An 11,035-nucleotide genomic window follows, 5' to 3' on the forward strand; every position below is an offset into this window, starting at 1 on the left:
GATCAGGCTCCCAGCAGGACGCGCACGGCGGCGGCCAGGCGGTCGACCTCGGCGTCGGGATGGCCGGCGGTGAAGGCCAGGCGCAGGCGGGCGGTCCCGGCCGGGACGGTCGGCGGGCGGATAGCGATGGCCAGGAAGCCCTGGGCCTCCAGGGCGGCGGCGGCGGCCAGCGCGGTGGCGGCCTCGCCGATCACGATGGGAACCACGGCGCTGGTGGCGTCCGGCAGGTTGAGCGCGCGGGTGAACCGCCGCGCCTTGGCCAGGGGGGCGGCCACCCGCTCGGGCTCGGCGGCGATGACGTCCAGGGCGGCCAGCGCCGCGGCGGCGTTCGCGGGCGGCAGGCCGGTCGTATAGACCAGGGTGCGGGCGCGGGTCTTCAGGAGGTCGATCACCGGGGCGCTGGCGCAGACATAGGCGCCGTAGCCGCCAATCGCCTTGGAGAAGGTGCCCATGGCGAGATCGACCCTGGCGGTCGGGAACATGGCCGCGGCGCCCCTGCCCTCGCCCACCACGCCCAGGCCGTGGGCGTCGTCGACCATCAGCCAGGCGTCGTGGGCCCGGGCGAGCGCGCTGATCTGGTCCAGCGGCGCCAGGTCCCCGTCCATGGAGAACACCCCGTCGGTGGCGATTAGGGCCCGCGCAGCCTCGCCGCGATGCTCGGCCAGCTTGGCGGCGAGGTCGGCCATGTCGTTGTGGCGGAAGGCGACGACCTTCGCCCCGGAAAGCTGCGCCCCAGCCCAGATGCAGGAATGGGCCAGTTCGTCGACCAGGATCAGGTCGGCCGCTCCCATGATCGTCGGGATGATGCCGCTATTGGCCAGGTAGCCGGAGCCGAAGACACAGGCGGCCTCATAGCCCTTCAGCGCCGCCAGCCGACCCTCCAGCTCCGAAAGCAGGGGATGGTCGCCAGTGACCAGGCGCGAGGCCCCGGCGCCGGCGCCATATTCCTCCACCGCGCGAATGGCCGCGGCCTTCACCGCCGGGTGGTGCGAGAGGTTCAGGTAGTCGTTGCAGGAGAAGGAGAGCAGCCGCCGCCCGCCCCGCTGGACCCAGAGGCCGTCCAGGCGGTGGGTGGGGACCAGGGTCCGCTTCAGGCTGCGGGACTCCAGGGCGGCGAGCTTGTCCTGGGCGAAGGCGGTGAGGCTGTCGGTCATGGCGGGACGCGGTATGCACGAGGATGGCCCTGGGCTAAAGCGCGCTGCGTCAGCTTCCTGGGGAAACCAACGCCATGCCGCAGCCGCCTAGCTGGATGACCGAAGGCGCGGACCACGTCTGGCGCCCCTACTGCCAGATGAAGACCGCGCCGCCGCCGCTGCCGGTGGCGCGAACCGAGGGCGCGCGGATCATCCTGGAGGACGGCCGCGAGCTGGTGGACGGCATAGCCTCGTGGTGGACCGCCTGCCACGGCTACAACCACCCGCACATTCGCGCGGCGGTCACCGCCCAGCTCGAGCGGGCGCCGCACGTGATGTTCGGCGGCCTGGCCCACGAGCCGGCCTACCGGCTGGCCGCGCGGCTGGCGGCCCTGCTGCCCGGCGACCTCGACCACGTGTTCTTCGCCGAGAGCGGTTCGGTGGCGGTCGAGATCGCCATGAAGATGGCCCTGCAGTTCTGGATCAACCGCGGCGTCGCGGGCCGCACCCGGTTCCTGAGCTTCCTCGGCGGCTATCATGGCGACACCCTGGCGACCATGACGATCTGCGACCCCGAGGAGGGGATGCACGGCCTGTTCGCCGGCGTCATGCCCGCCCAGCACATCGCGAAACTCCCCACCGACGTGGACTCGGAAGCCGCGCTCGACGCTCTGCTGACCGACAAGAGTTCCGAGATCGCCGCGATCATCGTCGAGCCCCGGGTCCAGGGCGCCGGCGGCATGCTGTTCCACGACGACGAGGTGCTGAAAACCCTGCGCCGCCTGGCCGACAAACACGGAGTGCTATTGATTTTCGATGAGATCTTTGTCGGCTTCGGGCGGACCGGCGATCTCTTCGCCTGCTCGGGCTCCGGCGTGATCCCCGACATCGTGACCCTGTCCAAGGCCCTGACCGGCGGGACCCTGCCGCTCTCGGCGGCCATCGCCCGGCGCACGGTGTTCGAGGCCTTCTGGTCCGACGACCCCGGCGCGGCCCTGATGCATGGGCCGACCTATATGGGCAATCCGCTGGCCTGCGCGGCGGCCAACGCTAGCCTCGACCTGTTCGAGACGGGAAGCTGGAAGGCCGACGTAGCCCGGATCAACGCGGCCCTGGCGGAGGGCCTGCAACCCTGCCGGGCCGCCAAGGGCGTGGTCGATGTCCGCACCTACGGCGCCATCGGGGTGGTGGAGTTCGCAGAGCCCGTGGCGGTCGGGGCCCTGTGCGCCCGCTTCGCCGAGCTGGGCTGCTGGATCCGGCCGATGGGCAAGGTGGTCTACCTGACCCCGCCCTTCGTGACGACGGACGAGGAGCTGGCGCGGCTGACGGGAGCGATCGTGACGGTGGTCGGCGGCGACGTCGAGGCGGGCGCGGGCGGGGTCTAGACCTGCGCCCCAGGGCTCGCCAGCACCACCGAGGTCTCGATCTGCCGCTCGGGGACCGTCCAATAGGTCCGGAGCAACACGGCCTTGCGCTCCGGGTCGACCAGGCGGAAGCCGTGCCGCTCGTAGAAGCCGATCGCCCAGTCCGCCGCGGCCCAGGTCCCCACCAGCATGGGTCCCGCGCTGCGCCTGATATGATCCAGCAGGGCGCCGCCCACCCCATGGCCCTGGCGTTCGGGCGCCACATAGGCGTGGCGGATCAGCTCGACGTCGCCGACCGCCTGCAGCCCCATGACCCCGACCAGGGCTCCGGCCATCTCATAGCCGGTGAACACCACCCCAGCGGCGATCTCGTGATCCAGTTCGGCGGCCGGCATGTAGGGCTCGCGCCATAGATCGGCGGGCAGGACGGGCCGGTAGGCCTCGGCTGCGGCGTTGATGATCGCCAGAATCCGGGCGGTGTCCTGCGGCCGGCAAGGCCGTATGACGCCGTGCGAGGGGTGCTTTTCGTGCATCTGTCGTCTCCTGCCGGGGACAGGAAGAACGAAAGGGCGGACCTGGTCTTGAACGCGATTGCAGCCGGCTCAGGCCAGGGCCTGGGCGTAGGCGCCGGGCGACAGGCCGTAGTTGCGCACGAAGGTCCGGGTCATGTGGCTCTGGTCGGCGAAGCCGCTCTCCAGCGCCGCGTCCGCCAGGCGCGAACCGCCGGCGATCATCCGGCGGGCCATCGCGATCCGGCGCTGGACCAGATAGGCGTGCGGGGTCAGGCCGGTGGTCCTGGCGAAGCCCCGCAGCACCTGGAACCGGCTCAGGCCGCTCTCGGCCGCCAGGTCCGCGAGGGTGACGGCGGCCGTCGGGTCGTCGTCGATGCGCCGCCTGGCGATCGCCAGGGCCTCCGGCGCCGACACCTGAGGCGCCAGGCCGCCCTGCTCGCGCATCAGGTCGGCCAGCAGCATGAGCAACAGCGCCTCGCTGTCCTCGCCCTGCGTCGTCATCGCCGCGAACAGCGCCCTGAACCGCCGGGCCACGCGCGGCGTCCTGACCACCGGAAGCTGGAACTCCAGCCGCCCGCCCGGACGCACCTCATCGGCGGCGGCGGCGATCAGGGACGGGTCGAAATAGAGCATCCGCCAGGCGCGGCCGCCCTCGCCGATGGGCGCGCCGTCATGGACCTCGCCCGGATTGACCGTGATGGTGTCGCCGGCCACGGCCTCGACCATGCCGCGTCCGCTTCGCGAGACCTGACCTCCGTCGTCCACCACGCCCACGCCGAACTGCTCGTGGATGTGGCGGGGGAAGGCATGACGTGTCCGCGCCTCGACGGCCTCGACCCCGTCCAGGCCGCAGCGACGAACCCTGAACTGGCCCTTCGTCACGCCCGCTCGCCTCAGCCAAGCGCCGCCTTGAGGACCGCCACCGTCTCCTTGGTCGCCACGTCCACGGCGGGGGAGACGTCGCCCATGCTGTAGAAGTCGTGGACCATGTCCTTGTACTCGACATGCTGAGCCTTCACCCCGGCCGCGTTGAGGCGCGCGGCGTAGTCGCGGCCCTCGTCCTTCAGGGGGTCGTAGCCGGCGGTGACCACCAGGGCGGGCGGAGCGCCGGCCAGGTCGACCTTGGAGCCCAGGATGGCGCGGTGGCTCTGCGGATGGCCGGCGGCGGCCAGGCACTTGTCGAACCAGGCGATGGCCGCCTTGGTCAGGATCGGCCCGTCCAGGTCCTTGCGCGACTGGGTCTCCTGGTCCGGCCAGATACCCGGATAGAGCAGCAGCTGGAAGGCCAGCTTGCGCTCGGGGTCGTTCTTCAGGTCGATGGAGATCGAAGCCGCAAGGTTGCCGCCGGCCGAGCAGCCGCCGACCGCGATGCGCTCCGGATCGAAGCCGATCTCCGCGGCATGGTCGAAGGCCCATTTGGTGGCCGCCAGGCAGTCGTCGTGGCCCGCCGGGAACGGATGCTCGGGGGCCAGCCGGTAGTCGATGGCCAGGACCCGGTAGCCGGAATAGGCCGCCAGCCTTCGGCAATGGCCGTCGTGGGTCTCCAGGTCACCGATAGCGAAGCCGCCGCCGTGGAAATAGACCAGGCCCGGCGTGGTCGCCCCGGCCCCGGCGGGGGTGTAGAGCCGCGCCCCGATGGGCCCCGCCGCGCCGTCGACCTCAAGGTCGGTCGCCGTCACATCCTTGGGCGCGTTCAGGTTCTGGGCCTGGCGCTGCATGCGGTAGCCGGCGCGGATCATCTCCGGCGGCAGGGCGTCGAGCGGCGGCATCTCCTGCCCCGCCGCGGCGGCTTCCTGCTCGGCGATCAAGGCCTTGAAATGCGGGTCCATCGGAAATGCCTTCTCTGGTGAAACCTCAGCCGACCTTGCGGGTCTGGCCTTGCCAATAGGGATCGCGCAGCTCGCGGCGCAGGACCTTGCCGGACGGATTGCGCGGCAGGACGGCGACATAGTCCACGGACTTGGGCGCCTTGTAGCCGGCGATCTGGGCGCGGCAGTGTTCGATGATCGAAGCTGTGTCGGGCTGCGCGCCCGGCCGCAGGACCACGATGGCCTTGACCGCCTCGCCCCAGCGCTCGTCGGGCACGCCGATCACCGCTGCGTCGGCCACGTCGGGATGGCCCATGAGGGCGTTCTCCACCTCGGCCGGATAGATATTCTCGCCGCCCGAGACGATCATGTCCTTCACCCGGTCGTGGATGAACAGGTAGCCGTCGGCGTCGAAATAGCCGGCGTCGCCGCTCTTGAACCAGCCCTGGGGGCAGATGGCCTCCGCGGTGGCGTCGGGGCGGTTCCAATAACCCTTCATGATCCCGCTCGAGCGGATCTCGATCTCGCCCACCTCGCCGACGGCGGCGTCGCGGCCGTCGACCCGGATGCGGATCTCGTAGCCCGGGGTCGGCTTGCCGCAGGCCCGCAGCTTGCCCAGCGCCGGGTCGTGGGCCTCCGGCGGCAGATAGGTCCCGCCGCCGATGGTCTCGGTCAGGCCGTAGAGCTGCATGAAGTCCGCGCCGAACCGCGCCTGGGCGCGGGTCAGCACCTCTTCGGAGATCGGCGAGGCGCCATAGTAGATGTGACGCAGGCTGGAGAGGTCGGCCTCCGCTTGGGCAGGGTGCTGCAGCACCATGTTGATGATCGCCGGCGCCATGAACGCGTGCTTGATCCGGTGTTCGCCGATCAGAGTCAGCAGGGCGGCGATATCGACCTCGCGCATGATCACGGCCCGCGCGCCCTGCATCAGCGACAGCATGCCCAGATTGGCGCCGGCCACATGGAACAGGGGCATGGCGACCAGCACCCCGTCGCCCGGATCGAACCTGGCCCAGACCTGGGTCGCGCCCTCGAAACAGGCCGCGTAGTTGGTCTCGGTGAGCTGAACGCCCTTGGGCAGGCCGGTGGTGCCGGAGGTGTAGAGCTGGATGACGTCGTCGTCGGGCAGCGCGACCAGGGCCGGATCGATGGCCGGGTGGGCCCCGATCCAGGCCCGGAAGCCCGGCCAGACCGAATGACCTGGCTCGAACTGGATCACGGCGGCGAGGTCGGGCAGGTCGAGACCGGCGATCGTCTCCGCATAATCCTGGCCGACCACCAGCAGCTTGCAGCCGGCGTCCTTGAGGATAAAGGCGATCTCCGGCGGAGCCAGCCGCCAGTTCACCGGCGTCAGGCAGGCGCGGAGCTTCAGGCAACCGAACCAGAGGACGAAGAAGTCGGCGTTCCCCTTGCCCAGGGTCCCGACCCGGTCGCCGGGCTGGACGCCCGCCGCGCGCAGGGCCTGGGCGCATTGGGAGGACATGGCGTCGAACTGCGCGAAGCTGATCGCCTCGCCCTCGAACCACAGGGCCTGGGCGTCGGGCCGGACACGCGCATGGTGGCGCGACACGTCGGCCACGCATGTGATGCCCTGGGACATCTATCCTCCCTGACCGAGCCTGCCGTCCTCTTCACGGGACGATCGGCAAACATTGAGGCCCCCCTTTTCCTTCTCCCCCTGCGGGAGAAGGTGGCCTTGCGGAGCAAGGTCGGATGAGGGGTCTCTCAGAACTCTCCGGCTAAAGCCCGGCGACAGCGCGGATGAGGGAGCGCGACCCCTCATCCGACCGCCTTCCAGGCGGCCACCTTCTCCCGCAAGGGGAGAAGGACGACCAGCCCGACTGGAGCCGCCTCCCCTCTACTGGGGGAGGATCTAGATCGTACCTACTCCGCGGCGATCTTCGGCGCGTAGCCGAGCATCGCCTTGGTCTCCAGGAACTCGTGGAAGGCGTAGTCGCCCCACTCGCGCCCGTTGCCGCTCATCTTGTAGCCGCCGAAGGGAGCCATCATGTCGCCGCCGCCGCCGTTGATCGACACCTGGCCCGCGCGCAGCTTCGACGCCACCTGCCGGGCCTTGGCGAGATCGGCGCCGTTGACGTAGGCGGCCAGGCCGTACTCGGTGTCGTTGCCGACCTCGATGGCCTGGTCGAGCGTCTCATAGCCGAGGATCGACAGCACGGGGCCGAAGATCTCTTCCTTGGCGATGGTCATCTCGTTGGTGACGTTGGCGAAGACGGTGGGCTTCACATAATAACCCTTGTCCAGGCCTTCCGGACGGCCGACCCCGCCGATGACCAGGGTCGCGCCCTCGTCGATGCCGGCCTGGATCAGCTTCTGGATTTTGTTGAACTGCACCTCGGAGACCACCGGGCCGAGCTGGGCGTTGCCGTTCGGATCGCCGACGGTGACCGTGGAAGCCGCCTCGCGGGCCGCGGTGATCGCCTCGTCCATGCGCTTGGAGGGGACGAGCATGCGGGTGGGCGCGTTACAGGACTGGCCGGAATTGACCATCATGGTGGCGACGCCGCGGGCGACGCCCTTGGACAGGACCTCGTCGTCCAGGATGATGTTCGGGCTCTTGCCGCCCAGCTCCTGGGCGACGCGCTTGACGGTCGGGGCGGCATTCTTGGCCACCTCGATGCCGGCGCGGGTCGAGCCGGTGAACGAGACCATGTCCACTTCCGGATGGCTGGAGAGCGGCACGCCCACGCCCAGGCCGTCGCCGTGGACCAGGTTGAACACGCCGGCCGGGACGCCCGCCGCATGCATGATCTCGGCGAAGATCTGACCCGAGAACGGGGCCACTTCCGAGGGCTTCAGCACCATGGTGCAGCCCGTGGCGATGGCCGGGGCCACCTTGCAGACGATCTGGTTCAGCGGCCAGTTCCAGGGGGTGATGAACCCGCAGACACCGATCGGTTCCTTGACGATCATGGTCGGGCCGCGGTCGTCCTCGAACTTGAAGGTCTTCAGCACTTCCACGGCCGTGGCCAGGTGGCCCATGCCGATCGGCACCTGGGCGCGCTGGGCCAGGGAGGACGGGGCGCCCATTTCCTCGGTCACGGCGGTGGCCAGGTCGCCGAAGCGCTTCTGGTATTCGGCCAGGATACGGCCCAGCACTTCCAGGCGCTCCTCGCGGCTGGTCTGCGACCAGGCCGGGAAGGCCTTGCGCGCGGCCATGACGGCCTTGTCGACGTCGGCGGCCGAACCGAGCGCGATCTTGCCGGCGACCTCCTCGGTGGCCGGATTGATGACGTCCAGCGTCTTCAACTCGACGGGCTCGACCCATTTGCCGTCGATATAGAACTTCAGGTACTCGCGCATGACGTCCTCCCGGATCGTTCGTTAGGGGGTGGCCGGCAGGTTCCCCGCCCGGCTTCAAACAAGCATTTTAGTGATCGGCGATCACTGGGGAAGCCCCAATGGCCGCCAAGCTCAGCGAAAGCTCGGATTTTTCGCCGGAGCGACCAACGATTTACACCATAAATAAATAGCCGCAACCGTCCGTAGCCTACGCCATCTGGTGAACGTGCGGCTGTCCCGCAACCGGGCTCCTGGCCTTCAGCACATAATCGGCGCGGATCGAGCCGATATAGAGGTCCGTCAGGTCCGGGCCGCCCCAGGTGACGTTGGTCGGATGGTTGACGATCTCGCCCGTCGGATCGTGGATCACCGTGACCACCTCGCCCGAGGGCGTGATGGCCACCACCTTGTCGGCGCCGGGCAGGCAGACCCAGAGATTGCCCAGAGCGTCCATGCCGACTCCGTCAGTATAGCCGAGGTCCGGCTTGGCGACCGGCGGCTCGTCGCGGCCCTGCAGTTTTCCCAGCACCGGACCATAGCGTTCGCCCTTGCCCAGCTTGCCGCCAGCCAGGACGCGAAAGCGCATGACGTCTGCGCCGCTGGTCTGGGCGCAATAGAGGAAGCCATCGTCGGCCGACAGCGCCAGGCCGTTGGGGAATTTCAGCCCCTCGGCGACGACTTGGCTCGAGCCGTCGGGCCGCAGCACGAAGACGAAGCCGTCGGCGCGGCCGTCCAGGGCCTGGGGCCAGGTCTCGGCATGGGTGGAGTTGGCGCACCAGATATTCCCGGCGCGGTCGACCACCGGATAGTTGGCGCTGGTCAGCCGCTTGCCGCCAACCTCGGCGACCAGGGTCTCGCGCAGACCGGTGGCCGGGTCGAACCGCTCCAGCGGTCCCTCCTCCTTGTCGTAGATCCCGAAGTTGGCGATCAGCACCCGGCCCTGCGGGTCCATGTTGATCCCGTTGGGAGCCCCGCCCCTGGGCCCCAACCGCTTGAATGAGCCGTCGGGGAAGATCTCGGCCACGGCGCACTGGTGGTCGGACGCGAACACCCGGCCGTCGCGGGAGACGACCACGTCCTCGGGCCGGTCGATGCCGACGGCGACCTTGGTGAAGGCGCTGGGCGGAATGGGTGCGAGCGGCATGGCGTTTCTTCCCGGGTTTTCTTTTCAGCTTGGGCCGTGAGACCGACGGAAGACAAGCGCCAAGGTCAGGGAAGGTCGACGATAAATCCCGCGGCCTTGTATGGTTCGATCTTGCGCCACTCCCGCAGGACGTCGGCCCTCAACCCCGGATGCCTGTGCCAGGCCTCGGCGGGATGGTCGTGATAGTTCACCACGACCAGCATCTTGCGCACCCCCGGCCAGTGGCGATGCAGGGTCATGAGGTAGCGCGCCGAGGTGTGCAGCTTGCCCACAGCGATCAGCGAGCCGATATTGGCCAGGCCGATCTGCCCTTCCAGGATCGGCAGCGAGAAGATCACGTTCTCGCCGGTGTTCATCGCCTGGCGCTCCAGCAGGATAATGTCGCGCGGCACGCCGGCCTCCACCATCAGGCGCGACAGCACGCTCGCCTCGTCCTCGGGGTCCCCGAGCGTCGGCCCGCCGCTGACCAGGGCCCAACGGAAGTATCCTCCGCGCCAGAGCTCGGCGATGGCGGCGACGAACTCGGCGACCCCGTGCCGGGTGCCGAATACGAAGAGCAGATCGGCGGGCTCGAGCGGCGTGCGGATCAGGTGGCGACGATTGATGGTCTCCACCAAGTCGGCCGACAGTTCATCCGTTTCGGGGGCCACCGGAGGTCCTCGCCATGACACGGGCTGATTTGACCGGATCGGCCGGCGGCGCGGCAAATCACCTGGTGTTACGATCTGTATTGCACGCGTCCCGGCCCGCCGCTAAAGCCGCACGACCACAGCCGGAGCCCGCCATGACCGCGATCCTGATGATCCTCGCCTTCCTCGTCGTCGTCGGCGCCCTGAACTATTTCGAGTTCGGCCGGCTCGACTAGGCGGCTGGCGGGGCGCCGGACGTGCCCGTGACCTCGCGCGGCGCGGCCCTGGTCACCGGCGGGGCGCGGCGGATCGGCCGGGCGCTGACCCTGGCCTGCGCCGAGGCCGGCTTCGACGTCGCCATCCACGTCCGGGCCGTCGATGACGACGCCCAGTCCGCCGCCGCCGATGTGCGCGCCCGCGGACGCAAGGTCTCCATCCACACCTGCGACCTGCGCCAGGAAGCGGCGACGGCCCCCCTGGTGGCCGAGGCCGAGGGCGAGCTCGGCCCCATCACCCTGCTGGTCAACTGCGCCTCGGTGTTCGAGGACGACAGCTTCACCTCCATGAACCGCGCCTCGTGGGATGCCCACCTGGAGACCAATCTCCGCGCGCCCATGGTCCTGGCCCAGGCCTTCGCCCGGCGCCTGCCCGCCGACCGCACCGGTCTAATCGTCAATATCCTGGACCAGCGGGTGCTGAGCCCCAGCCCGAACTTCTTCAGCTATTCGCTGTCCAAGAGCGCGCTCTGGGCCGCCACCCAGATGCTGGCAAAGGGCCTGGCGCCCCGCATCCGGGTGAACGCCATAGGGCCGGGCCCGGTCCTGGCCTCGATCCACCAGCAGCCCGAGGAATTTCAACGCGAGGTCGAAGCGACCCTATTGCGACACGCGGTGGACCCGACCGAGATCGGCCACGCCCTGCGCTACCTGATTGACGCGACGTCAGTGACCGGCCAGATGATCGCCGTCGACGCCGGTCAGCACCTGACCTGAAGGATATGACCTTGGCCCTTTCGCCGCTCCAGGAGACGCCTGCCGAACCCATCGCCGCGCCGCAAGGCCGTACGGTCATGACCAAGATCTTCGTGACCGGCTTGAAGATCGACGCCGAGATCGGCGTCTACGCCCACGAGAAGGGCCGCG

The 11,035-nt window shown here is 69.4% G+C and carries 11 protein-coding genes; 3 read left to right on the plus strand and 8 right to left on the minus strand.

Features of this window, described 5'->3' with window-relative positions; all coding sequences use genetic code 11:
• Positions 1 to 2 precede the first annotated feature (2 nt).
• A complete protein-coding gene (bioF, locus tag Q8Q88_RS04515) occupies positions 3 to 1,154 on the minus strand; it encodes an 8-amino-7-oxononanoate synthase (RefSeq protein ID WP_305674007.1) in 1,152 nt (383 codons plus the stop codon).
• Positions 1,155 to 1,228: 74 nt separating this feature from the next.
• Here bioF and Q8Q88_RS04520 point away from each other — a divergent pair, with 74 nt between their 5' ends.
• A complete protein-coding gene (locus Q8Q88_RS04520; RefSeq protein WP_305674008.1) occupies positions 1,229 to 2,518 on the plus strand; it encodes an adenosylmethionine--8-amino-7-oxononanoate transaminase in 1,290 nt (429 codons plus the stop codon).
• On the opposite strand, the gene Q8Q88_RS04525 is transcribed toward Q8Q88_RS04520, so the two are convergent.
• From Q8Q88_RS04525 to Q8Q88_RS04555, 7 genes are all read right to left on the minus strand, one after another.
• Positions 2,515 to 3,030 (minus strand): GNAT family N-acetyltransferase, encoded by a 516-nt coding sequence (locus tag Q8Q88_RS04525; RefSeq protein ID WP_305674009.1) that lies wholly within the window; start codon positions 3,028 to 3,030, stop codon positions 2,515 to 2,517. The two genes, Q8Q88_RS04520 and Q8Q88_RS04525, sit on opposite strands and share 4 nt — an antisense overlap.
• A gap of 69 nt (positions 3,031 to 3,099) precedes the next feature.
• The gene (locus Q8Q88_RS04530; protein WP_305674010.1) at positions 3,100 to 3,891 is read right to left on the minus strand and encodes an AraC family transcriptional regulator; all 792 of its coding nucleotides are present in this window, start codon (positions 3,889 to 3,891) and stop codon (positions 3,100 to 3,102) included.
• A gap of 11 nt (positions 3,892 to 3,902) precedes the next feature.
• On the minus strand, positions 3,903 to 4,838 hold the full coding sequence (locus tag Q8Q88_RS04535; protein ID WP_305674011.1) for an alpha/beta hydrolase: 936 nt from the start codon (positions 4,836 to 4,838) through the stop codon (positions 3,903 to 3,905).
• A 25-nt stretch (positions 4,839 to 4,863) separates the two neighbouring features.
• Positions 4,864 to 6,417, minus strand: coding sequence for a long-chain-fatty-acid--CoA ligase (locus Q8Q88_RS04540; protein WP_305674012.1), 1,554 nt, complete (start codon positions 6,415 to 6,417; stop codon positions 4,864 to 4,866).
• Between the two features lie 284 nt (positions 6,418 to 6,701).
• Complete coding sequence (locus Q8Q88_RS04545; RefSeq protein ID WP_305674013.1) at positions 6,702 to 8,141, minus strand: aldehyde dehydrogenase family protein; 1,440 nt, start codon at positions 8,139 to 8,141, stop codon at positions 6,702 to 6,704.
• Between the two features lie 187 nt (positions 8,142 to 8,328).
• The gene (locus Q8Q88_RS04550; RefSeq protein WP_305674014.1) at positions 8,329 to 9,264 is read right to left on the minus strand and encodes an SMP-30/gluconolactonase/LRE family protein; all 936 of its coding nucleotides are present in this window, start codon (positions 9,262 to 9,264) and stop codon (positions 8,329 to 8,331) included.
• A 65-nt stretch (positions 9,265 to 9,329) separates the two neighbouring features.
• Positions 9,330 to 9,914 carry a YdcF family protein gene (locus Q8Q88_RS04555; RefSeq protein ID WP_305674015.1) on the minus strand — a complete coding sequence of 195 codons (585 nt, stop codon included), beginning with the start codon at positions 9,912 to 9,914 and terminating at the stop codon, positions 9,330 to 9,332.
• Between the two features lie 14 nt (positions 9,915 to 9,928).
• Between Q8Q88_RS04555 and Q8Q88_RS04560 the strand changes: the two genes are divergently transcribed.
• A complete protein-coding gene (locus Q8Q88_RS04560; RefSeq protein WP_305674016.1) occupies positions 9,929 to 10,129 on the plus strand; it encodes a hypothetical protein in 201 nt (66 codons plus the stop codon).
• A gap of 27 nt (positions 10,130 to 10,156) precedes the next feature.
• The gene (locus tag Q8Q88_RS04565) at positions 10,157 to 10,885 is read left to right on the plus strand and encodes an SDR family oxidoreductase (RefSeq protein WP_305674017.1); all 729 of its coding nucleotides are present in this window, start codon (positions 10,157 to 10,159) and stop codon (positions 10,883 to 10,885) included.
• Positions 10,886 to 11,035 lie beyond the last annotated feature (150 nt).

Source organism: Phenylobacterium sp. (genome assembly GCF_030697925.1).
Lineage (GTDB): Bacteria > Pseudomonadota > Alphaproteobacteria > Caulobacterales > Caulobacteraceae > Phenylobacterium.